This is a genomic window from Amycolatopsis orientalis DSM 40040 = KCTC 9412 (assembly GCF_000478275.1).
Classification (GTDB): domain Bacteria; phylum Actinomycetota; class Actinomycetes; order Mycobacteriales; family Pseudonocardiaceae; genus Amycolatopsis; species Amycolatopsis orientalis.
In genome coordinates, this window is record NZ_ASJB01000046.1 from 60,178 (window position 1) to 82,860 (window position 22,683).

Sequence of the window (22,683 nt, forward strand, 5' to 3'; positions counted from 1 at the left end):
AGGCCGGTGATGATCTTAGGCTCGGCAGCGTGTCGAAAGTCCTCTTGATCCTGCATGTGCTCGCCGCCGTCATCGCGATCGGGCCGGTCACCGTGGCGGCGAGCATGTTCCCGGCCGCCGCGCGCCGCGCTTTCACCGAACCGGGTTCCGGGCTGTCCGTGTTGCGCGCGCTGAACCGGATCTGCCGGGTCTACGCCGTCGTCGGCATCGCGGTGCCGTTCTTCGGGCTGGCGACGGCGGGCAGTATGCGGGTCTTCGGTGACGCGTGGGTGCTCGTGTCGATCGTCCTCACCGCCGCGGCCGCCGGTGTCCTGGCGTTGCTGGTCTTGCCGGGGCAGAACGCGATCCTCGCCGCGCTGGACGCCGAACCGCCGTCGGAACCGGTGACGGCCGGACGGGTGGCGATGTACACCGGGATGTTCAATCTGCTCTGGGCCGTGGTGACGGTGCTGATGATCGTGCGTCCGGGGTCGTCCACAAGCTCGTGAGTGGTAATGACGGTTCTAACCGTCATTACCACTCACGAGGCTTTGTGCTGTTACGCCCTCAGCAGCTGGTTGAAGAACGACCGGTAGCGGCGCAGCGCGATCCGGAGGTCCTCGGTGGCCGGTTCGCCCTGGCTCCACGCGGATTCCAGTTCCTTCTTGTGGTCGGCGAACGTCGAGGCCAGGTTCTGGATCACGACGGCGACCAGTTCGTCGGCCTCCTTGACCGCCCGGCGCGGATCGTCCACGAAGGCCGTCTGGATGCCTTGCCAGCTGTCACGGAAGCGCTCGACATCGGTGTCGTCGAACAACGTGTGCTCACCGTCGTCCTCAGTGGACTCTGTGGTGGCGCTTTCCGTGGTGGACTCGGGTTCGGCGGCCACCAGGTCCTCGGTGCTCAGCGCCTGACCCTCGTCCCGGGCGTCGTTTCCGGTGTCGAGGCCACCGCGGTCGTCAGCGGTCCGATCCTCGTCGAGCCGATCCGTCGTCCCCGCGACGTGTTCCGTGGTCCGCGGTTCCGTTCCCTCGGTTTCCAGAGGCCTGCTTTCCATGAGTTTCCGCTCCTTCGCCACCGTCGGTCAACAGATCTTCGAACACCACGCGGTAATGCTTCATCGCTTCACGCATGTCCTCTGTGGACATTTCGGATTCCCGATGACGCTCCAGCGTGTCGTGCCCGGCGCGGTAGTGCCGTATCGCGTTCGCGTGCCGGACGGAGAGATCCGCGAGCTGCTGGTCGTACCCCTCTGTCGGGTAACCGCGCTCGGCCATCAGGGAGACCAGTACCCGGTCCGCCTCGACGACGGCGCCGGACGGGCGATCGACGAACTGTTCCTGGATCAGCGCCCATTCCTGCGCGTACCGGTCCTTTGTGGTCTGCGGCAGCGGGCGGATGTCGAGATCCGAATGACGTTTCATGCGCGACGAAAGGTCGCGTTCCGCCTCCCGCGGACTCTCGTGTTCCTTGACGGCCCGGTCGTATTCGGGCCCGAACGTCTCACGCAAGCGCCGCCTGCGTTGCTCGGCGACGACGAACCAGGCGGCCGCGCCCACCACCAGGACGGCGGCGATGACGATGATGATGACCAACCACGTGGGCATCGTTATCTCTCCTCCGGATATTTGCCGGTCAACCCCCGACAGGCCGTGGATGCCCCTGCGTTCATCTCCGGAAACCCTTGTGGCACAAGAACTTTTGGATCTTAGGCCGGATGGCGCAGTGGAATGACCTCGATTCGCCGTCAGCCCGGCAAGGAGTACGGCCATCCGGGCTAAGTCGTGAGGCCCGCTAACTAGGCGTCCCTCTTTCGGGTGCCGCCGATGACTCAGTGTAGGTAAAAACTCCCGATCATTGCTCCGTTGTGGCACTATTGCCCCATTCGCAGGAAGAGGGCCTGCGATCGGAGGGGACCCGGCGCGATGGGGTCGCCTGGCACGGCAAATGAAAGATCATCAGGGGAGGAGATCGACAGATGTCGACGCCTACGGACGTCAAGGACCCCATCGGCGAGGAGGAGCCGGTCGACCCGGCCGGACCCAAGCCCGACCAGGGTGAACACCAGCACAGTCCCGACTGTGAGCACAACCGGGACCGTTTCTTCGACTGCGCCGGCGGCTGCATCCAGACGCCGCCCCCGACGCCCTGATCGCGTGAGCCGATGGCCTCGGTCCGCCCGTCGGGGTATTCCCCGGCGGGCGGCGGTCGTTCGGCTACGGACTGTGCTGTCATAGATCAGTGGTTGTAACGGAACTCGGGGTGGCCGAAGCCATCCGACAGGCCCGCGCCCTGCAGCGGGCCGGGGTCGACGCGGTCTGCTCGGCACGGCCGCGTGAGGGCTTGAAGCTGCTCCACCGGGGCATGTCGGTACTCGACTCGGTGGAATCCGCCGTCGAAGGCGACCGGTCGGAGTGGCTGGCCGCGCGGATCCGCCTCACGAACTCACTCGTCGCGCTCGGCACGGAAACCGGTGGTGCGGTCGCCGACGGCCTGGCCGAACTGGACGAGGTGCGCTCGCTCCTCACCGAGGTCGGCGATCGCGCCCTCCGTGCGGAACTCCGCGGCGCCATCGACCACAACTACGGGCTGCTGCTCATGGCGGTGGGCCGGAACGAGGACGGTATCGCCTATTTCGATGCCTCGATCGACAGCAAGGAATTCGTTCTCGCTTCGGCTCCCGATCCGGTTCCCGTCCTTCATCCCTATCTGGGAACGATGATCACTCGCGGGCTCGCCTATACGCGGTTGGGTGATGTTCGCAGGGCCCGTGAGGATCTGTCCCGGGCGATGGACATCGCGGAGAAGTACGAACTGCGATTGCAGGCGGCCGATGTCCGGCGACCGCTCGGTTCACTCGAACTGAGGATCGGGAATGTTCCCGCCGCCCTTCGCCTGTACGAGGAAAGCGAACGGATCTACCAGGCCCTGGACGTCGAGGTGCATCCGCTTCTGCGGCTCGACCAGGCCCAAGCACTGCTCGCCGCCGGACTGGCGGACGAGGCGGGCCGGCATCTCGATGAGGTACTGGAGGTCATGCACGCACAGAGCAGCACCACCCGTGAGCTGGGGTACGCGGAGTTGTACCGGGCGTCCGCGGCGCTGCTCGGTGACGACCTCGAACTCGCCCGGCGGTACGCCGCGTCCGCGCGGCGCAGGATGCTCCGGTGGGGATGCCAGACCTGTGTCGCCAACGCGACCATCGTCGGCCTTCGCGCGGATGTGCGAGATGCCTTGCGTACCAACGAAATCCCGCTCACGTTGACCGCTCGCGCGCTGCGCGCGGCGAACGCGATGCCGATGCCGCGGCTGGCCGATCAGGCCGCGCTGGCGCGCATGCTGGCCGTCCGGGTCGAATTGCGGAAGGGGAAACGGAAGCGCGCGGCCGACCTGCTGGCGCGGATTCCGCGGCCGGGTCGGCTCACGTCCGTCGATTACCGGATGCTGCGACGGCTTTGCCGCGCGGAACTCGCGGTGGCCGAAGGGAACAAGACCAAGGCGCTGGCCGAGATCCGGGCCGGGCTCACCGAACTCGACCGCGTCCGCGATCGGATGGGCGGCATCGAACTCGTTTCCGGGACGGCGTTGCACGGCCGGGAGCTGGCGGATCTGGCGGTCAAGATCGTGCTGGAGCGTGCCGACGCGGCCCGGCTGTTCGGCTGGACGGAGCGGACCCGCGCGCAGAGTCACCGGTACGAACCCGTGGCGGCGACCGATCCGGATCTCGCCGAGCGGGTCGCCGAGGTCCGGGGGCTCGATCAGGCGATCCACCAGGCGCAGCACGAAGGGCATCCGACGGCGGCTTTGCGCGCGAAGCACGCCGAGCGCTTGCGTGAGGCGCACCGGCTCGGCTGGCACACCGGACGCTGGGGCAGGCCGCGGCCGGTCGCCGGGCTCGCCGAGGTGGCGGACGAGCTGGGCGAACGCGCGCTGGTGAGTTTCGCGTCCTCCGGGGACGAGCTGGTGGCGATGGTCGTCACCGGCGGACGGTGCGAACTGGTGCGACTCGGTTCGGCGGCGCTGGCGGCGGAATCCGCGCGCATGCTGAACGTCGACCTCAACGCGCTCGCGCCGGATCAGCTGCCCGCCCCGCTCGTCCGGTCGGTGCTCGGTTCGGCCCGGAAACAGGCGGAACGGCTGGACGCCCAGTTGATCCGGCCGCTGGCCGGGCTGCTCGGCGACCGCGGTCTGGTCGTCGTGCCGACCGGTCCGCTCTACGCCGTCCCGTGGGGTGTCCTGCCCTCGCTGCGGTCACGGCCGATCGTCGTCGCTCCGTCGGCGACGGCGTGGCTGGGGGCGGAGCACTCGGCGCTGTCACGCGCGCGGAAGGTCGTCCTCGTGCGCGGTCCCGGGCTGGTGGGGAGCAGGGGAGAGCTGGAGAAGCTCGCGACGCATTACCGGACAGCGCATACGCTGACCGGGGCCGAGGCGACGGTGAAGTCCGTCCTGCACGCGCTGGACGGCGCGAAGCTCGCGCATATCGCCGCGCACGGCGCGCACGAACCGGAGAACGCGTTGTTCTCGAGGCTGGAATTGGCCGACGGGGCGCTCTTCGCGCACGAGATGGCCGGGCTCGCGCAGCCACCGTCGCAGGTCGTCTTCGCGGCGTGCGAACTGGCGCTGAACCGGATCCGGCCCGGTGACGAGGTCCTCGGTTTCGCCAGCGCGTTGCTCGCCAGCGGTTCGCGGACGGTGATCGCGCCGTTGAGCCGAGTCGGTGACGAGGCCGCCGCGGCGGCGATGGACGACTACCACCGCAGGCTCGCCGAAGGAGCCGGACCGGCGACGGCCTTGGCGGACACCATCGCGGTTGACCCGTTCCGGCGACCGTTCGTCTGTTTGGGCGCGGGCTGATCGCGCGCCTTGACAACCCCTGTTCGATCTTCACCGGGCGAAGCGCCCGGTTGGTTACTCTTGACCGAGTCGTCTGAACCAATTATGGTCTAGACCACATTCGCCTGCTTGGCGCTTCGGCGGATGTGGTCCCAACCGTCATTGGTTTTCGCTCGCTGTGGCCCCAGAACCGCTGGTTCGTGGACGGTTCTGCCACCGGGTCAGCGGTGGGTGTCGAAAGGGGTATGCATGAGCTTCAAACGAAGGCTTCTGACCCTGGCGGCAGGTGCGGCGATGGTTCCTGCCGTGCTGGTCGCGATTCCGGCGGGAACAGCCAGTGCGCACGGCTATGTCTCCTCACCCGCGAGCAGGCAGGCGCAATGCGCGCAGAACACCGTTTCCTGCGGTGATATCAAATGGGAACCGCAAAGTGTCGAGGGCCCCAAGGGGCTCATGAGCTGTAACGGCGGAGTCGGCCGGTTCGCGGATCTCAACGACGACAGCAAGGGCTGGAAGGTGCATTCCCTCGGCCGCACCACCTCGTTCCGGTGGACGCTGACGGCTCGCCACCGCACCAGCACCTGGGAGTACTTCGTCGACGGTGCCAAGGTCGCGACCATCAACGACAACGGCGCGCAGCCGGGTGCGACGGTCACGCACAGCGTGAACCTGCAGCAGAGCGGGCGGCACAAGATCCTTGCCCGCTGGAACGTCTACGACACGGCGAACGCGTTCTACGCCTGTATCGACGCCAACATCAGCTGAGAGTGGGGCTCGTGAGTGGTAATGACGGTTAGAACCGTCTCTACCACTCACGAGACTTTTTGTGCCAGGCTCACCCCATGAGCGATGACGAGCGCGACGGGGTCAAGCTGACCAACCTCGACCAGCCGTTGTTCGAGGGCGCCACCAAACGCGACCTGGTGGACTACCTGGACGCCGTCGCCGGCCACATCCTCCCGGTGCTGGAAGACCGGCCGTTGTCGGTGATCCGCATCCTGCGCGGCCAGGGCCCGTTCATGCAGAAGAACCTGCCCAAGTACACGCCGGACTGGGTGAAGCGGCACGAGATGTGGGCCGAGACCTCGAAACGGCAGGTTTCCTACGCGCTCTGCGACGATCGCCGCACGCTCCTGTGGTTCGCGAACCAGCGCGCCGTCGAATATCACCCGACGTTGATGCGCGCGAGCGACGACACGGGCCCGACCCATCTCGTCCTCGACCTCGACCCGCCACCCGGCGACGACTTCGCACACGTCGTGAAGGCCGCCGGACTGGTGCGGCAGGCACTCGCCGACTGCGGTCTCGCCGGAGCGGTGAAGACCAGTGGTTCCAAGGGAGTGCACATTTTCGTCCCGCTGGTACCGGGACAGGGTTTCGACGACGTCGCGGCCGCGACCCGCGCGCTCGCCGCTCGCGCGGAGGCCGTCGACCCGTCGGTCGCGACGACCGCGTACATCGTGGAAGACCGCGAGGGGAAGGTGTACCTCGATTCCACGCGGGCAGGCGGCAACACCGTCGCGGCGGCGTACAGCCCGCGGTTGCGGCCGGGGATGCCGGTGTCGTTCCCCGTCGCGTGGGACGACCTCGAGAACGTCGTCCCCGCCGATTTCACCGTCCGTACCGCGCCCGCCCTGTTGGACGGCAAGGATCCCTGGGCCGAGGTGATGCCCGATCCGCAGGCACTGCCCGCCGACCTCGTCGCGCAGGGGCACACGATTCCGGTCGCCCGGGTGGTGGCGATGCACGAAGGGAAACGACGGGCACGAATGCGTGCCCAGAAGGGCTGAACGCCCACCGTACGAAGGTGTTTTGTGTACCTTGGACCGCATGGGGCGGCGAAGGTACTGGGGGCTTTCGTGGGAAAGAACGACGCTGACGTACTGATCACGGGCGCGGGCCCGGCCGGGCTCGTACTGGGGAATCTGTTGCGCGCGGCCGGGATCGAGTGCCTGATCCTGGAGCGGCGAAGCCGGGCGCATGTCGAAAACCGGGCCAGGGCCGGGTTTCTGGCCGCGAACAGTGTCCGCGTGCTCACCGAGAACGGACTCGCCGACGGGCTGCTCCGCAACGGTGCCGAGCACGACACCTGCGCCTTCCGTAATGAGCGGACGGAATTCGAGCTCAAGTACGGCGAACTCGGCAACGGTGAAGTGCACACCGTTTACCCGCAACAGTTCCTGGTCACCGACCTGATCGCGGAATTCCTCGCCCGCGGCGGGGAGATCAGGTTCGAGGCCGAGGTGTCCTCGGTATCGGGGACGGACGCCACCGTCATCGCCGATGATCTTCTCTTGCGTGCCAGGTACATCGCCGGGTGCGACGGTCAGCACGGTGTCTCGCGGAGATCCGTGCCCGCGCGGATCTTCCGGCGGGACCACGAGATCTCGTGGCTCGCGATCCTCGCCGAGGCCCCGCCCAGTATGTCCGCGATCGGCTACGCGCTCCACGAACGCGGGTTCGCCGGGCATATGGCGAGGACTCCGACGGTGACGCGTTATTACCTCGAGGTCCCGCGCGGTGAAGATCCGGAAGCCTGGACGGACGACCGGATCTGGGACGAACTGCGGCTGCGGATGGGCGCCGAACGTTACGGCGAGCTCAAACGCGGCCCCGTCATCGAACGCCGGATCGTGGACCTGTCCTCACGGGTGATGGACACGATCCAGCGTGGGAACCTGTTCCTCGCGGGCGACGCGGCGAGCCTGATCAGCCCGTCCGCGGCGAAAGGCGCGAACCTCGCGCTGATGGAGGCCGAGATCCTCGGCCGTGCCTTGGTCACCGCCTTCGAGAAACGGGACACGACGGCCCTCGACCGCTATTCGGCGGAGTGCCTGCCGCGGATCTGGCGGGCGCAGGAGTTCTCGCACTGGATGATCAACCTGCTGCACAGCCCGGCAGGATACGGCGACGAGGCCCTGTTCCAGCGGGCCCTGCGGGACGCGCGGCTGGAGAGCCTGCGGGTCTCGCGGGCGCATCAGGACTTCTTCGCCGAGAACTACGTGGGCATCTGACCCTTCCGCGCCGACTTCGGTCCAGCGGGTCGTGAGTGGCAAGTGTCGTTCTAACGACACTTGCCACTCACGACCACCTGGACCGCGGCGACTTTCTCGGCGGCCGAATGAACCGGCGGATCATCACGTCCGTATCTCGGTGCAGAGGCCCGAGGTTCCCGCCTCGGGCGGTACGGCGGACGGAGCTCGCATGATGGCGTCGCAGCTTTCCCGTTTCCCCGAATTCACCGGCTTTCCCGCACAAGCCGGCTTCCCGCGACCGCGGTGACGACGATGCCGGTACGCATTCGCTGGGGGCCATGGAATCCGTGTCCGCAGCCGAACGGTCCCGGTCCTTCGGAAGAACCCGAACCCGGGGGACAGGAGCCGTCAACTTGCGCGCACTGTGGACGCGGTCGTCCGCTCGACGGGGACGAGCCGGACGTCGCCTGAGGGCCGGGTGCTTCTCACGGGCTCCTCCTCAGCGACGAAGCTCAGCGCCCCGCTCACCTCACGGGTCACCATGCGTGCGCTGGACCAGCCCGCCGGTACCCAGCCGGCGCGCAGTTCGCGGCGCAGTTTCCCGGCCCTTCTGACGTGGCGGGCGAACGAGTGCCGCCGGATGACCCGTCCGCGCGCGACTTGGCCCGCGCGGGCCTCCTCCGGCGTCACGTCGAGCCACAGCAGCCGGACCGGGCGGCGGCTCAGCAGGCCGAGCAGGGCCAGCAGCCCGCGCGTCGTCGCCCGGGTCGACGGCTCGTGCACGATCAGCGGGCCGCCGTCCGCCAGCGCGAACCCGATGACGCGCGCGCGGTGCCACAGGTGGACGAGCGGCCGGTAGCACCGGTACGGCAACGCCGAGGGCAGCCGCTCGCGCAGTCTGCCGCGGACCTGGTCGGAATCGAGCACCGGCATCGCGCCGGTCGCCGCCCGGGACAGCAGCGTGGTCTTGCCCGCCCCGGGGATCCCCGCGACCACGAGGAGATCGCGGCGCCCGAGCTGGAGTGCGATGCGCTCTGTCATAAGGCGACAACGACCCGGGGAATGGCAAAGGTTCCTTTACCTTCTGGTGCGCGGTCGAAGCCCAGGTCAGGCCTCCGGCAACGGCGCGGGCACGCTCGGCACCCCGGGGACGTCGGCGGTCTTGTCGGGCAGCAGCGTCCCGCCCTTGGTGAGCCAGGCAACGCCGAACGCGAGGATCGCGATGGACTCCAGCCACAGCGCCGGGTAGAGCGACTTCGTCACGTCGTCGAAGAACAGCCCGCAGAGCACGATCAACGCCAGGCACACCAGCATGATCACGCCGGAGGTGACGTACAGCCGGTTCCGCTCGGGTTTGCGGGGGCCGGGGATCGCCTTGTCCGACTTGGTGAACAGCACGATGCAGAAGAACGCCAGTACCAGGAAGAAGACCGCGGCGAAGGCCAGGTGCAGCATGCCGATGATCTCGTCCGCGCGGTCGCCGTTCGCCGGTGTCGTCGGGAAGAGCGCCACCCCGACCGCGGCCACCGCCGCGATATTGCCCGCGATGTCGTCGACCCGGCCGTAACCCCGGTAGGACAACAGGAAGACGCCGATGGCGCACATGGTGCCGACCCAGACGTCGCGCATTCCCGAGTAATAGTACCCGCTGATCGAGTTGAGCAGCCCGCCACCGTCGACGACCAGTTTCCCGAAGACGAGCACGAAAGGCAGTCCGACCCCGAGGAAACCTATGGCACGCCGCAAGAACAGGTAGTTGTGGACGAACGTGTCGGACGCCGTTCTCGGGCTCATGGCCGCCTCCGTGCTCAGTGCGTGTCGCTACCGGGGAGTATCACCCACCGGACCACGCACAATGACGGTTCGTGACGACGTTGAGACCGTGTGTTATCGAATTGGTCGGTTGGACGTCGGCTAGGCGGCGTCCAGTACGACGGCGGTGACGTAGCCGCCCATCCCGATCGACGTCTTGACGGTGAGCCCGCTTTCCGGCCGCGACGGTCCGTCCATCAGCTGCGGATGCCCGTCCGCCACCGGTTTCGGCGCCGGGATGAGGTCACGCCGCGCCGCGAGGCAGGTCGTCACGATCTCGGTCAGCGCGCTGCCCGACTGGCTGTGCCCGGTCAGCGGTTTGATCGAGAAGATCTCGGTACTGCCCGGGAAGACCGCTTCGAGGATCTGGGCTTCCGTGCGATGGCAGAGTTTCGTGCCGGTTCCGTGCGCGTTCACGTACCGGACGTCCGCCGCGTCGGCGTTCGCGTTCTCCAGTGCCTCGGTCACCGCCGCGATGGCGGTCGACGGATCGGGGTCGAGTGCCATCGCGTTGTGCGCCTCGTGCGTCATGGCGCCGCCGAGCACGGTGGCGTACGAGTCCGTCTTCTGCCGGGTCATCACCACCGCGATCGACGCCTCGGAGAAGGTGAAACCCCTTGTGCCCTCTTGGAAAGGGCGGCACGCGTCGAGCGGCGGCACGTCGGTGACCGCGACGCCGCAGTGCACGAAATGCCGGACGACCTGCCGGGTCGCGGACAGATCGGTGGTGACCACCACGACGTCGTCGGCCATCCCCGCGTCCAGCCACATCTTCGCGGTGAGCACCGCGGCGTTGCCGGTCGCGCACATCGCGGATGCGGTCATCGACGGGCCGTGGAAGCCGAATTCGGCCATCAGCGAGGTGATCGGCGTCGACGGCATCATGCCGATGAACTCGCGCCGGTACGCGAGCCGTTCCCCGAGGGCGTGGAAACCGTCCCAGGTGCGCATGTCGTCGCGGACGCCGCCGTAGATGAGCCCGACCCGGCGGCCGGGTGTCCAGCCGTTCGCCCCGGCGTCCTCGATCGCTTCCCGTGCCGCCGCGAGCAGCGCGCGGCAATGCAGGCTCCCGTCCCTCGGTCTGCCGCCCTCGGGGATGTGGCCGACCCAACCGGGCAGTTCGCGGGTCTCGCCGAACCCGTCGACGAGCTGGGCGCCGGGGAGGCCGCTCGCGAGGCCCTGCCAGAGTGATTCGCGCCCCCAGCCGTAGGCGGTTACGGCTCCGATGCCGCAGATGTCGGTTTTGCTCCGCACGTGTTTCCCTTCAACTACATTCCGTCAACGCTGGGGTGGAAAAGCCGCACCGATCGGCTGGCCGAGGAGGACGGCTACGTCGATTTAGTGATCTAATCGGAAGCTACATCAGTCGAGTAGGGGGTTTGGATCACATGGATCCTGACGATCTCGACGGTGGGACTCCCGACACCCGCCGGCCCTCGGATCAGGATTCCTCGCCAGCGAACGGCGCCACGACCTGCACGGTTGGCGTATCCGGCCCGCCGGTCGGGACGACCTCCCGGCACGCGTCGCTCGTCCGTCTGCTGACCGAGCTGTCCACCGAGAGGGATCATCGTGGTGACCCGGCTCTCGCTTTTCTGAGCCAGGGGTACCGCCTTTTGGAGCAAAATTCCGACGGCGGGACTTTGGGTACGCAATACCTCACGATGGTCGAAGCGAGTCCGTACGGCATCTGTGTCCATCAGCGCGGCAAGGTCGTGTTCGTCAACTCGGCCGCGATGCGGTTCGTCGGCGCCTCGGTGTCGACCGAACTCGTCGGCCTGCACATCACGGACATGGTCGACACCGGCTCGCAGGACGCGCTGCTCGCCCGGATCGGGTCGCTGGCCGCGCCCGGTTCGTTCAGCGAGCCGACCGAGATGACGCTGCTGACCCTCGGCGGCGGCAAGGTCACCGTCGAATCCCAGGCGGTGCTCACCACGTGGGAGGGCAAACCCGCCTACCAGGTGATCATGCGCGACCTGAGCACGCAGAAGGCCGCCGAAGCCGGCCTGCGGTTCCAGGCCGCGCTGGTCGGCCACGCCAGTGACGCGATCATCGCGACCTCGCCCGACGGACTGGTGACGAGCTGGAATCCGGCGGCCGAAGCGGTCTACGGGCACGAACTCGACGAGGTCATCGGGGTTCCGGTGTCGGAGGTCGTCGGCGCGCCGATGGACCCGCGGGAGGTCGTCGCGGCGGGCGGCGTCGTGCAGGCGACGCATTTCAGCGCCGACGGCACCGCGCTGGCGGTGCGCGTCTCGGCGGCCGAGATGTTCGACGGTTACGTGCTCCTGTGCGCCGACGAGACCGCGCAGCGCCGGGCCGAAGCCGAATTCGCGACCGTCGTCGAAACGCTCGACGAAGGTGTGCTGGTGGTCGGCCCGAGCGGGCGGATCGAGCTGGCGAACTCCGCCGCGCACCGGATCTCCGGCGTGCCGGAGGGGTCGCTGATCGGCCTGGAGAGCCGGACGCTGCGGTTGCACGACGAGCGGGGTGTCCCGGTGCCGGTCGACGATCTGCCGTCCGCGCGGGTGCGGCGTTCCGGGAAGGTCGAGACGGGGCGGGTCGTGCAGGTGCGGCGGCGGGACGGCGCGCACCGGTGGCTTTCGCTGACGTCCGGTCCGCTGATGGCGCCGGGGCAGAGCGTGCCTTCGGTGCTGACGTCGTTCGCCGACATCACCGAACGGCGGGCGATCAGCGAGCGGCTGGCCTACGAGGCGACCCATGACCCGCTGACCAGGCTGGCGAACCGCACGCTCGCGCTGAACCATCTGCGGCGGACGATCGCCGATCCGGCGCTCACCACGACGGTGCTGTTCATCGACCTCGACAAGTTCAAGATCATCAACGATTCGCTCGGTCATACCGTCGGCGACCAGGTGCTGCGCATCATCGGCGAGCGGCTGCGGGCCGCCGCCGGGCACTCGGACCTGGTCGGACGGCTCGGCGGGGACGAGTTCCTGGTCATCACCACCGGTTATACCGAAGCCGCGGAGGTGCGGGCGCTGGCCGACCATCTCCAGCGGCGGCTCGCCGAGTCGCTGACCGTGCACGGCCGGGAACTGCATATCAATACGAGCATCGGAATAGTGCTCGCCGAACCCGGTGATACCCGCACCGCCGATGAATTGCTGGAAGACGCCGATTTGGCGATGTACCAGGCGAAGACATTCGGACCCGGCCGATATGCGTTCTATGCGCCGATCATGCGGGAACGGGTCCAGGATCGTTTCATTCTCGAACAGGATCTGCGGAACGCGGTCGCGGAAGGCCTGATCGAGACCGTTTATCAGCCCGTCGTGGATTTGCGGACCGGCGACATGGTCGCGGTGAAGGCGAAGTCCCGCTGGGATCATCCTGTTCGGGGACCGATCGATCCGGCGGAATTGGTCGAGATCGCCGACGACGGCGATCTTCTGACGATCATCGGTGCGGAGGTTCTTGCCAAAGCCGCCGGCGAGATCTCCCGATGGCGTGCCGATCATGATGTGCACTGTAATGTGAATGTGAGTCTTTCGGTGCGCCAATTGGGCGATCCCACGCTACTGCAATTGGTCCAGACCACTTTGGACGAAGCGGGGCTGGGACCGCAGGATCTCAGTCTCGACGTCGACGAAACGGCGCTGAAAGACGCGGCCGACGCCGTCGACGCGCTGCGGAAGACCGGGGTCAAGGTCACCGCGGAACGGTTCGGCGCCGGGTATTCCTCACTGGCGCAGTTGTGCCGTCTCGATCTCAACGTGATCGAAATCGACCGCTCTTTCGTGGCCGATCTCGGAAGGTCGAGCGATGCCGAGCCGATCGTCGCCGGAATCATGGCGATGGCGCACGCGGTCGATCTCGTGGTGGTCGCCGAAGGGGTCGAGACCGAGCGGCAATTGAAGGTGCTGCACGAACTCGGCTGCGATTGGGCGAAGGGGCCGCTGGTGGCCCCGCCGGGTCCGGTGGGGGACCTGAAGTCCGCGTACGAACACGTCGTGCGGTGAACCGGGCGCCGTCCGCGCACGTGGTCCCCGGTGAGAACGTTCCTCGCCGCTGACAGGACCAAAGCCTCCTGTTCCTCCCGGTCTTCGCGGCGCAGTCTTGTCGGTGGGGAACCGGGTAAGGAGGCGCGTCATGTCGCTGGTGTTCCTGTGGCGCCGGATCCACCTCGGCCGGAACCCGCTCGCCAGGGTCTGGGACCGGATCGAAGCGGCGATCCTCGTCGGCGGTGTCGCGGCGGCGCTGCTCGGCGTCCCGCTGGCCGCGGCCGCCGGTTCGGAGGCCTACGCGAGCGCGATGGCGCGCTCGGCGCTCGAAATGGCCGGGCGTCATTCGACGACGGCGTTCCTGCTCGAAGACGCTCCTCCGGCCCACTTCGGCGTCGACGGGACCCCCTCGACCCAGACCGCCGAGGTGGCGGCTCGCTGGGCATTGCCGGATGGGACCTTTCGCGAAGCGCCCGTCACCGCCGATCTCGGTGCTTCGGCGGGCGAAGGCGTGACGGTGTGGCTCGACGAGTCCGACGCCCTCGTCGCTCCGCCGGTGACTCCCGCTGACGCGACCAGTACGGGAGTCGGTGTCGGGGTGGGGGTCTGGCTGATCGCGGTGACGCTGCTGGCGGCGGGGTATCTGCTCGCGCGCCACCTGCTGGACCGGGCGCGGCGCGCGGCCTGGGATCGCGAGTGGGAACGGGTCGGGCAGGACTGGACGCGCTCCTGAGTGCCCTCTCGTCGCCTTTAGCGGGCTAAACGCGACCTCCCGGGACGTTCGCAGTTAGCGGGCTAAACGCGACGCGGCGGGGGCACTCGCAATTAGCGGGCTAAACGCGAGCGGGGAGGGTTGTCTCTGTACCTACTAGTATGTACGGTGTCAGCGTGGACAAGAGGGAACGGCTCATCGAGAGCACTCGCGAACTTCTGTGGGAGCGCGGGTACGTCGGCACCAGCCCGAAGGCGATCCAGGAGCGCTCCGGCGCCGGCCAGGGCAGCATGTACCACCACTTCCAGGGCAAATCCGAACTCGCGCTGGCCGCGATCGGCCGCAACGCCGACGACCTGCGGGTCAAGGCGGAAGCCGAGTTCGCCGGACCCGGCACGGTCGTCGAGCGGATCGCCGTCTACCTGCGCCGCGAGCGTGACGTGCTCAAGGGCTGCCCGGTCGGCAAGCTCACCCAGGATCCGGACGTGATGGCGGATCCGGACCTGCGAAGGCCGGTCGAGGAGACCTTCGGCTGGCTCACCGGCCGTCTCGCCGAACTGCTCGACGAGGGCCGCGCGGTCGGCGAACTCGACCGGTCCCTCGACCCCGCCGCCACGGCGACCGCGCTGGTCGCGGTCCTGCAGGGCGGTTACGTCCTCGCCCGCGCCGCGGGCTCGCCGGACGTTTTCGCGAAAGCCGTCGAAGGGGCTCTCGGGCTCCTCACCACCAAGGAGAACTGACATGCCCTTCGTCCGCATCGACGCCATCGGGACCGACAAGCTCGAAGCCCTCGGCAACGCCGTCCACGACGCGATGGTCGAGACGCTCGGCATCCCGGCCGACGACCGCTTCCAGGTCCTCAACGGCCGGAGCACCTTGAAATACGATGACTACCTGGGGATCCACCGGGACGAAGGGGTCGTGTTCGTCGCGATCACCATGCGGCCGGGCCGGACCGACGTGCAGAAGAAGTCGCTGTACCGGCGTATCGCGGAACTCGCGGAGGAGTACTCGGGGACGGAGCCGCGGAACGTGCTCGTCACGATCACCGAGACCGATCTGGTCAACTGGTCGTTCGGGAACGGCGAAGCGCAATACGCGTGATCACGCGACGTCAGCCGTCACGCGCCGGCGGGGTTCGACAGGAGCGGTACTGAAGGCGTGCTGCTCCAGCAGCCACCACGTGTCGCGCCCGAAAGACCAGGTCAGCAGGCCCAGTGCGCCCAGCGTGACGGCGTAGGCGGTCCACAGCGGCAAGAGCGTCGAGGCCGCCATGACCAGCACGATGCCCTGCACGGCCGCGACCGTCTTCCGCGCCATGCTCGACGGCAGCGGGTTGTTCAGCCACGGCCACAACCGGCTCGCGGCGACGAAGACGTACCGCATCGCGCCGATCGTGAGGACCCACGGTCCCAGTGACTGCGCGACGGTGACGCTCAGGATCAGGATCAGATACGCGTCGACCTCCATGTCGAAACGCGCGCCGAGCGGTGACACCGTGCCGGTGCGGCGGGCGACCTGGCCGTCGACGGCGTCCAGCGCCAGCGCCACCGAGGCGATGACGACCATCGCGGCGATCTCCCGGCCCGCGGTGTCGACGACGAGCGCGGTCACGCAGCCGACCAGCGCGGAGCGGCCGAGCGTGACGGCGTCGGCCGGGCCGAGGGAGCGCGCGGTGCTCCGGTTCAGGCCGTAGGTCAGGAATCCGCCGACGGCGACGCCGTAGACCGATCCGGCGATCCAGCCCAGCGGGCCCAGTCCGACGACGGCGTCCAGTCCGCCGAGAAGGGCCAGCTGGACGAGGACCCCCAGGAAAACTCCGGGGTTGATCACGAGGCCTCCTCGTTATGGTGACGACGACCCCGTTTTCGAGGTCCGACATGAGAGGACACGATGGAACGCGCCTTCTGGTTCAGTGGTTCCGGTGGCGGCGAGCTGAGGCCGGTCACGCTCCCTCCGGTCGGCGACGGCGACGTGCTGGTCCGCACCCTGTGCACCGGTGTCAGCCGGGGCACCGAGACGCTCGTCTTCCGCGGCGAGGTCCCGGCGAGCCAGCGCGAGGCCATGCGCGCGCCGTTCCAGGAAGGCGACTTCCCCGGGCCCGTGAAGTACGGCTACCTCAATGTGGGCGTCGTCGAACAAGGTCCGGCCGAACTGGTCGGCCAGGTCGTGTTCTGTCTCTATCCGCATCAGACCCGCTACGTCGTCCCCGCGTCGGCCGTCACGCCGGTGCCGCGCGGGGTGCCGCCGGAGCGCGCGATCCTCGCCGGGACGGTCGAGACCGCGGTCAACGCCGTCTGGGACGCCGCGCCGAAACTCGGCGACCGGATCGCCGTGATCGGTGCCGGCATGGTCGGCGGAAGCGTCGCGAAACTGCTTGCCGGTTTCCCGGCGACCCGGGTGCAGCTGATCGACGTCGACCCGGAGCGCGCGAAGATCGCCGAAGCGCTCGGTGTCGACTTCTCGACACCGGAGGACGCGCTGGGCGACTGCGACCTAGTCGTGCACGCCAGCGCGAGCGAGTCCGGGCTCGCGCGGGCACTGGAACTGCTCGCGCCGGAGGGCGAGGTCATCGAGCTGAGCTGGTACGGCGACCGCCGGATCAGCGTCCCGCTCGGCGAGAACTTCCACTCCCGCCGGTTGACGATCCGCTCCAGCCAGGTCGGCATGGTCTCCCCGGCGCGGCGCGCGAACCGGAGCTACGCCGACCGCTTGGCGATCTCTTTGCGTCTTCTGGCCGATCCGGCCTTTGAGGTGCTGGTCAGCGGGGAATGCAGGTTCCATGAACTGCCGGACGTGCTGCCGCGTTTGGCCGCGAATGAACCGGGAACGCTCTGCCTCCGTGTCACCTATCAGGTGGAGGACACGCGTTAAGGGCACGATCTGGGAGGTCCGTTGTTCAGTATCACCGTCCGCGACCACGTCATGGTGGCCCACAGCTTCCGCGGCGAGGTCTTCGGGCCCGCGCAGAAACTGCACGGCGCCACCTTCGTGGTGGATGCGACGTTCCGCCGGTCCGAACTGGACGCCGACAACATCGTCGTCGACATCGGCAAGGCGACCGAAGAGCTCAAAGCGGTGCTCGCCGATCTGAACTACCGCAACCTCGACGACGTGCCCGAGTTCGCCGGGATCAACACCTCGACCGAGTTCCTGGCCAAGGTCATCGCCGACCGGCTCGCCGATCGTGTCCACGCGGGCGCCCTCGGTGAGGGGGCGCGCGGGCTCGAAGGGATCACCGTCTCGCTGCACGAGTCCCATGTCGCGTGGGCGAGCTACGAGCGTGCGCTGTGAGCGGCCTGCATGTCGTCCTTCCCAACGACATCGACGACCTGAGCGCGCCGAGCGGCGGCAACGTCTACGACCGCCGCCTGTGCGACGGCCTCGCCGCCACCGGCGTGGAGGTCCACGAGATCGCCGTGCGTGGGAACTGGCCGCGGCCTGACACCGAGGCGCGCAAGGTCCTGGCCCGCAAACTCGCCGGGCTGCCCGACGGTTCGGCGGTCCTGCTCGACGGGCTGGTCGCCTGCGGGGTGCCCGAGGTGATCGTGCCGTCGGCGCAGCGGCTGTCGATCGCGGTGCTGGTGCATCTGCCGCTGGCCGACGAAACGGGCCTTTCGCCGTCGCTCGCCGCCGAACTCGACCGGCTGGAGCGGGAGACGCTCGGCGCGGTCGAGGCCGTGGTCGCGACCAGCGAATGGGCGGCGCGGCGGCTGATCGAGCATCACGGGCTCGCCCCGCATCGCGTACACGTGGTGCCTCCCGGGGTCGACAAGGCCGAGGTCGCGTCCGGGAGTCTGGCCGGGACGCATCTGGTCTGCGTCGCCAACGTGACCCCGCGCAAGGGACAGGGCCTGCTCGCGGACGCGCTCAAGTCGCTTTCGGACCTTCCGTGGATCTGTGAATGCGTCGGTGCCATCCGGCGCGAGACGCGCTACGTCGAGCGCCTGCGGCGGCACACCCTCGGCGACCGGTTCACCCTTACCGGCCCCCGGTCCGGCGAAGAGCTGGAAGCGACGTACGCCGCGGCAGACCTCCTCGTGCTGCCTTCGCGTGCGGAGACCTACGGCATGGTCGTCACCGAGGCGCTCGCGCACGGCATTCCCGTGCTGGCGACCGCTGTCGACGCCCTGCCGGACACCCTCGGCCAGGCGCCCGACGGCAGCGTGCCCGGGATGCTCGTCCCCGGCGACGACGTCAACGCGCTGGCCGCGGCCCTGCGCCGCTGGCTCACCGAACCTGAACTGCGTGACCGGCTTCGCGCCTCCGCCCGCCTTCGCCGCGAGACGCTGACCGGCTGGGACGCGACGGCCCGCGGCGTCGCCGCCGTGCTGCTGAACGAAAGGACGGCGGCATGACGAAGTACGCCCCCAGCTGGCTGCGGCTGCGCGAGGACGCCGACGCAGCGGCCCGCGCGACGGAGTTGCTGGAGCCCGTGCGGACCTTCCTGCGGGCACAGGACGAGGTCGTCATCCGGGACCTCGGCTGCGGAACCGGTTCGCTCGGCCGCTGGCTGGCCCGGCGGCTGCCCGGGCGCCAGCGCTGGATCCTGCACGACCGTGACCCCGACCTGCTCACCCACGCGCTGGCCCGCACCAGCCGTCCGGAGCACGCGCTCGACGGAAGCGAGATCGAGGTCGTCACCGAACAGCGTGACATCACCGAACTGCGGGCGGCCGACCTCGCCGGGACGTCGCTGGTGGCGGCGTCGGCGCTGCTCGACCTGCTCACCGCCGAGGAGATGAGCAGGCTGGCGGAGGCGTGTGTCGAGGCGGGCTGCGCGGTCCTGTTCACGTTGAGCGTTTCGGGCCGGGTCGTGCTGTCGCCCAAGGACAAGTTCGACGTCGAGGTCTCCGACGCCTTCAACGCGCATCAGCGCCGGGTGACCGACGGCCGGTGGCTGCTCGGGCCGGACGCGGTGGACGTCGCGTTCGGGGTGTTCGAACGGCTCGGCGCCACCGTGCGGCGCGCCCCGAGCCCGTGGCGGCTCGGCGCGGATCAGGCCGCGCTCACCGCGGAATGGCTGACCGGCTGGGTCGGCGCAGCGTGCGAGCAGCGGCCCGAACTGGTCCCCGACGCCGACGCCTACCTGCAGTGGCGGCTCGCGCAATGCGCGGCGGGCGAGCTGAACGCGGTGATCCGGCACGAAGACCTCCTGGTGGTGCCGTCATGAAGCGGTTTTGGCCCTGGCTGCGGATCCTCGGCGCGCTCGGCATCCTCGCCGTGCTCGTCCGGGAACTGGGCACCGAGGCGTTCTTGGCCGGACTGCGCGAGGTCGACGCCGGCGGTATCGCCGCCGCGCTCGGGATCGGCTTCGCCACCACGGTGTTCAGCGCCTGGCGCTGGTGCCTGGTCGCGCGGCGGCTCAGCCTCGAGCTGTCCGTGTGGGGCGCCGTCGGCGAGTACTACCGCGCGCTGTTCCTCAACGGTGTCCTTCCGGCGGGCGTGCTCGGCGACGTCAACCGCGCCGTGCAGCACGGCCGCGAATCCGGTGACGTCCCGCGCGGTGTCCGCGCGGTGGTGCTGGAGCGGACGGCGGGGCAGATCGTGGTGATCGGCGCTTCGGTCGCCGTCGTGCTCGGTACGCCTTCCGTGGTGCCGCGGCCGCTCGACGGCGTCGTCATGGCCGCCGGGATCGCGGTCGTCGTCCTCGCCCTCGCGGCCGTCGTCACCGGGATGACGGCGGGGAAACGCTGGATCCACAGTGGATCGAAGTGGCGGCGCGGATTCGCCGTCAGCCTCGCCGACGTCCGGCTGGGCCTGCTGACCAAAGAGACCTGGCCCGGGGTGAGTCTGCTTTCGCTGGCCACCCTGGCCGGGCATCTCGCCCTGTTCGTCGTCGCCGCGCGGGCGGCCGGGGTGACCGCGCCGGTCGGTGACCTGCTTCCGCTGATGATCCTCGCCCTGCTCGCGATGGGGCTGCCGCTGAACATCGGCGGCTGGGGCCCGCGTGAAGGCGTCTGCGCGCTGCTGTTCGGCGCCGCCGGACTCGGTTCGGCGCAGGGCGTCACCGTGGCCGTCGTCTACGGCGTGCTCGCGCTCGTCGCCTCCCTGCCGGGAGCGGGCGTGCTGCTCGCCCGTTCGTTCAAGACCCACCGCATCGACACGCCTGCCGCACCGCGCTCCGCGGCCCGCGTCGTCAGGACACCCGTACAGATTGGAGACACGCGATGACCGTGGAGAGAGTCGTGGAGACGAGACTGCCGACTCATTACGGCGTTTTCCGAGCGTACGGTTATCTGGACGCCGAGGGCACCGAGCAGATGGCGTTGGTGCACGGCGACATCGCGGGCTTCGGCACGCTGGCGCGGGTCCATTCGGAATGCCTGACCGGTGACGTGTTCAGCTCGATGCACTGCGAATGCGGCGACCAGCTGGCCGCCGCGCTGCGGGCGATCGTCGAGGAGGGCGCCGGTGTCCTCGTGTACGCGCAGGGGCACGAAGGGCGCGGCATCGGCCTGCTCGCGAAGCTGAAGGCGATGCGGCTGCAGGAGGAAGGACTCGACACCGTCGAGGCGAACATCGCGCTCGGGCTGCCGGTGGACGCGCGCGACTACCGTGCGGCGGCGGAGATCCTGGCCGACCTCGGGGTGCGGTCGGTGCGGCTGCTGTCGAACAACCCGACGAAGGTCGACCAGCTGAAGCGGCACGGGCTGCGGATCAGCGAGCGGGTGCCGCTGCTGGTGACGCCGAACGACGAGAACCTGCGGTACCTGCGGACGAAACAGGAGCGGATGCACCATTTCCTGCCGCATCTGGACGCCGTCGGGCCGGTGGGCTGAAGGGGCCCTTCACCGCATCTCATGCGGTGAAGGGCGCTTTCCTCGCATGAGATGCGACGAAAGCGTCCTTCAGCCCCCGCAGTACGTCACGGGTGCTTTCCTCGCACCGCGGCCAAGGTCGCCTCGAAGCTCCGCACGAGCGACTCCAGCACCAGCCGGCCCTTCTCCGCCGTGCCCAGCGAAGGGCGTCCCACCACACCGGACTCCGAATAGGGCCGCAGGCCCACCGTCAGCAGATGCCGCCGGTCGTCGGCCAGGTGATCGGCCGCCGCGAAACCGGGCCGCACCAGCGACGGATGCGCGTGCAGCAAAAGGGACGTCTCCAGCTCGCCGGCGTGCATGTCGCTGTCGAGCGAGGTCTCCAGCCCGGCCGCGTCGTGCGCCGCCTGCCAGCCTTCGACGCCGGGGAAGAGCGCCATCGGCGACGTCGACTCCTGGACCACATTGGACAGCACGTAGTTGCCGCCGTGCGCGTTGACCAGCACCAGCTTCGTGACACCGGATCGGTGCAGCGAGGCGGCGACGTCGTTCACCACGGCGTACAGCGTCGTGGCCGAGATGCTGACCGTCCCCGGCCAGTCGGCGTGCTCGTGCGAGCAGCCGATCGTGATCGGCGGGAGCCGCAGCACCGGATACGCGTCGGCGAGGGCGTCGGCGATCGTCGTCGCGATCACCGCGTCGGTGGCGAGCGGGAGGTACGCGCCGTGCTGCTCGAAACTGCCGATCGGCAGCACCGCGACGTCGGCGCTTCGGGCACGCTCGTCGGCCGTCGTGGCCGTCGGGAACAGGTTCACCGGGCTACGGTAACCCTATGACCGACCACGCCGCATTGCTGTCCGTCGCCCGCGAGGCCGTCGCCAGGGCGACCGGGATCATCCGCTCGATGACGTCGTTTTCCGTTGCGGCCAAAGGTGATCGCGATATGGTGACCGACGTCGACCTCGCCGTCGAAGACGCCGTGCGCGAATTCCTGGCACGCGAGACGCCGGAGATCGGCATCCTCGGCGAGGAGCGCGGGCACGCGGGTAACGAAGACCTGTGGTGGGCGCTCGACCCTGTCGACGGCACGGCCAACTTCGCGCGCGGAATCCCGTTGTGCGGTGTTTCGCTCGGTCTCGTCGATGGTCTGAAGAGCACTGTCGCGGCCATTTCCCTGCCGTTCCTCGACGTCACCTACACCGCGGCCGAGGGCCAGGGCGCGTACGAGGGCGAAGAACGTCTCGAAGCGTCCAAAGCGACGAAGCTGTCCGACGCGATCGTCTCCGTCGGCGACTTCGCGGTCGGTGAGGGCGCGGAGGTCAAGAACCGGGTCCGGATGGCGTTGCTGGCCGAACTCGGCGGCCGTGTCCAGCGGATCCGGTTCCTCGGCTCCGCGGCGGTCGACCTGGCCTGGGTCGCGCACGGCAAACTCGACGCGACCGTCATCCTCGCCAACAAGCCGTGGGACACGATGGCCGGGGTCCTGCTGGTCCGCGAGGCCGGGGGAGTGGTCGTCGACACCGACGGCGGTGAGCACACGGTGCGCTCGGCGGCCACCATCGCGGTCGGCGCCGGGCTGCGCGACGACCTCGTGGAAGCGATCGCGCGCGTGCACGGCCGAAATTCCTCCTAACCGGTGTGAA

General features: G+C 68.8%; 24 protein-coding genes. 17 read left to right on the plus strand and 7 right to left on the minus strand.

The annotated features are described in order from the left end of the window. Window positions 1–29 precede the first annotated feature (29 nt). A complete protein-coding gene (locus L324_RS15255; RefSeq protein WP_037307770.1) occupies window positions 30–488 on the plus strand; it encodes a membrane protein in 459 nt (152 codons plus the stop codon). Window positions 489–538: 50 nt separating this feature from the next. Here the strand turns inward: L324_RS15255 and L324_RS15260 are convergent, their stop codons facing one another. Beyond that, the gene (locus L324_RS15260; RefSeq protein WP_037307772.1) at window positions 539–1,036 is read right to left on the minus strand and encodes a hypothetical protein; all 498 of its coding nucleotides are present in this window, start codon (window positions 1,034–1,036) and stop codon (window positions 539–541) included. Continuing rightward, window positions 939–1,586, minus strand: a complete 648-nt coding sequence (locus L324_RS15265) for a hypothetical protein (protein WP_037307774.1) — start codon at window positions 1,584–1,586, stop codon at window positions 939–941. The genes L324_RS15260 and L324_RS15265 overlap by 98 nt, the downstream gene beginning before the upstream one ends. A gap of 371 nt (window positions 1,587–1,957) precedes the next feature. On the opposite strand from L324_RS15265, the gene L324_RS42805 reads away from it, so the two are divergent. The 5 genes from L324_RS42805 (at window position 1,958) to L324_RS15285 (ending at window position 7,826) form a co-directional block, all read left to right on the plus strand. Next, window positions 1,958–2,131 carry a hypothetical protein gene (locus tag L324_RS42805; protein ID WP_161780860.1) on the plus strand — a complete coding sequence of 58 codons (174 nt, stop codon included), beginning with the start codon at window positions 1,958–1,960 and terminating at the stop codon, window positions 2,129–2,131. Window positions 2,132–2,343: 212 nt separating this feature from the next. After that, window positions 2,344–4,833, plus strand: coding sequence for a CHAT domain-containing protein (locus tag L324_RS15270; RefSeq protein WP_235783544.1), 2,490 nt, complete (start codon window positions 2,344–2,346; stop codon window positions 4,831–4,833). A 228-nt stretch (window positions 4,834–5,061) separates the two neighbouring features. Continuing rightward, window positions 5,062–5,577, plus strand: coding sequence for a lytic polysaccharide monooxygenase auxiliary activity family 9 protein (locus tag L324_RS15275; protein WP_037307778.1), 516 nt, complete (start codon window positions 5,062–5,064; stop codon window positions 5,575–5,577). Between the two features lie 77 nt (window positions 5,578–5,654). Further along, entirely contained in the window at window positions 5,655–6,602 is a 948-nt protein-coding gene (locus L324_RS15280; protein WP_037307781.1) for a DNA polymerase domain-containing protein, read from the plus strand. 69 nt (window positions 6,603–6,671) lie between these two features. Further along, the gene (locus L324_RS15285) at window positions 6,672–7,826 is read left to right on the plus strand and encodes a 4-hydroxybenzoate 3-monooxygenase (RefSeq protein ID WP_037307793.1); all 1,155 of its coding nucleotides are present in this window, start codon (window positions 6,672–6,674) and stop codon (window positions 7,824–7,826) included. A 369-nt stretch (window positions 7,827–8,195) separates the two neighbouring features. Here the strand turns inward: L324_RS15285 and L324_RS15290 are convergent, their stop codons facing one another. The 3 genes from L324_RS15290 to L324_RS15300 form a co-directional block, all read right to left on the minus strand. Next, a complete protein-coding gene (locus L324_RS15290) occupies window positions 8,196–8,828 on the minus strand; it encodes an AAA family ATPase (RefSeq protein ID WP_037307796.1) in 633 nt (210 codons plus the stop codon). Window positions 8,829–8,894: 66 nt separating this feature from the next. Then, on the minus strand, window positions 8,895–9,581 hold the full coding sequence (locus L324_RS15295; protein WP_037307799.1) for a DUF998 domain-containing protein: 687 nt from the start codon (window positions 9,579–9,581) through the stop codon (window positions 8,895–8,897). A 120-nt stretch (window positions 9,582–9,701) separates the two neighbouring features. After that, window positions 9,702–10,853, minus strand: a complete 1,152-nt coding sequence (locus L324_RS15300) for a beta-ketoacyl synthase N-terminal-like domain-containing protein (protein ID WP_037307806.1) — start codon at window positions 10,851–10,853, stop codon at window positions 9,702–9,704. Window positions 10,854–10,888: 35 nt separating this feature from the next. Between L324_RS15300 and L324_RS15305 the strand changes: the two genes are divergently transcribed. From L324_RS15305 to L324_RS15320, 4 genes are all read left to right on the plus strand, one after another. Then, window positions 10,889–13,585, plus strand: coding sequence for a sensor domain-containing protein (locus L324_RS15305; protein WP_235783542.1), 2,697 nt, complete (start codon window positions 10,889–10,891; stop codon window positions 13,583–13,585). Between the two features lie 130 nt (window positions 13,586–13,715). Continuing rightward, a complete protein-coding gene (locus L324_RS15310; RefSeq protein WP_037307812.1) occupies window positions 13,716–14,300 on the plus strand; it encodes an Rv1733c family protein in 585 nt (194 codons plus the stop codon). A gap of 155 nt (window positions 14,301–14,455) precedes the next feature. Then, entirely contained in the window at window positions 14,456–15,019 is a 564-nt protein-coding gene (locus L324_RS15315; RefSeq protein ID WP_173426374.1) for a TetR/AcrR family transcriptional regulator, read from the plus strand. A 1-nt stretch (window position 15,020) separates the two neighbouring features. Beyond that, window positions 15,021–15,383 carry a tautomerase family protein gene (locus tag L324_RS15320; protein WP_037307816.1) on the plus strand — a complete coding sequence of 121 codons (363 nt, stop codon included), beginning with the start codon at window positions 15,021–15,023 and terminating at the stop codon, window positions 15,381–15,383. On the opposite strand, the gene L324_RS15325 is transcribed toward L324_RS15320, so the two are convergent. Next, complete coding sequence (locus L324_RS15325) at window positions 15,384–16,112, minus strand: CDP-alcohol phosphatidyltransferase family protein (RefSeq protein ID WP_037307818.1); 729 nt, start codon at window positions 16,110–16,112, stop codon at window positions 15,384–15,386. A gap of 60 nt (window positions 16,113–16,172) precedes the next feature. On the opposite strand from L324_RS15325, the gene L324_RS15330 reads away from it, so the two are divergent. Genes L324_RS15330 through ribA form a run of 6 tightly spaced genes read left to right on the plus strand, consistent with a single transcriptional unit; the run spans window position 16,173 to window position 21,061 of the window. Beyond that, complete coding sequence (locus L324_RS15330) at window positions 16,173–17,153, plus strand: zinc-dependent alcohol dehydrogenase (protein ID WP_037307819.1); 981 nt, start codon at window positions 16,173–16,175, stop codon at window positions 17,151–17,153. Between the two features lie 21 nt (window positions 17,154–17,174). Further along, on the plus strand, window positions 17,175–17,573 hold the full coding sequence (locus L324_RS15335; protein WP_037307820.1) for a 6-pyruvoyl trahydropterin synthase family protein: 399 nt from the start codon (window positions 17,175–17,177) through the stop codon (window positions 17,571–17,573). Next, a complete protein-coding gene (locus tag L324_RS15340; protein WP_037307821.1) occupies window positions 17,570–18,637 on the plus strand; it encodes a glycosyltransferase family 4 protein in 1,068 nt (355 codons plus the stop codon). The genes L324_RS15335 and L324_RS15340 overlap by 4 nt, the downstream gene beginning before the upstream one ends. Beyond that, window positions 18,634–19,452, plus strand: a complete 819-nt coding sequence (locus L324_RS15345) for a methyltransferase domain-containing protein (RefSeq protein ID WP_037307823.1) — start codon at window positions 18,634–18,636, stop codon at window positions 19,450–19,452. The genes L324_RS15340 and L324_RS15345 overlap by 4 nt, the downstream gene beginning before the upstream one ends. Beyond that, window positions 19,449–20,453 (plus strand): lysylphosphatidylglycerol synthase transmembrane domain-containing protein, encoded by a 1,005-nt coding sequence (locus L324_RS15350; RefSeq protein WP_037307824.1) that lies wholly within the window; start codon window positions 19,449–19,451, stop codon window positions 20,451–20,453. The genes L324_RS15345 and L324_RS15350 overlap by 4 nt, the downstream gene beginning before the upstream one ends. Further along, complete coding sequence (gene ribA / locus L324_RS15355; RefSeq protein WP_037307828.1) at window positions 20,450–21,061, plus strand: GTP cyclohydrolase II; 612 nt, start codon at window positions 20,450–20,452, stop codon at window positions 21,059–21,061. The genes L324_RS15350 and ribA overlap by 4 nt, the downstream gene beginning before the upstream one ends. Before the next feature lie 86 nt (window positions 21,062–21,147). Here ribA and L324_RS15360 read toward each other — a convergent pair whose 3' ends face one another. Next, window positions 21,148–21,855, minus strand: a complete 708-nt coding sequence (locus tag L324_RS15360; protein WP_037307831.1) for a creatininase family protein — start codon at window positions 21,853–21,855, stop codon at window positions 21,148–21,150. A 17-nt stretch (window positions 21,856–21,872) separates the two neighbouring features. Between L324_RS15360 and L324_RS15365 the strand changes: the two genes are divergently transcribed. Beyond that, window positions 21,873–22,673 carry an inositol monophosphatase family protein gene (locus tag L324_RS15365; RefSeq protein ID WP_037307834.1) on the plus strand — a complete coding sequence of 267 codons (801 nt, stop codon included), beginning with the start codon at window positions 21,873–21,875 and terminating at the stop codon, window positions 22,671–22,673. The last annotated feature ends 10 nt before the right edge of the window (window positions 22,674–22,683 follow it).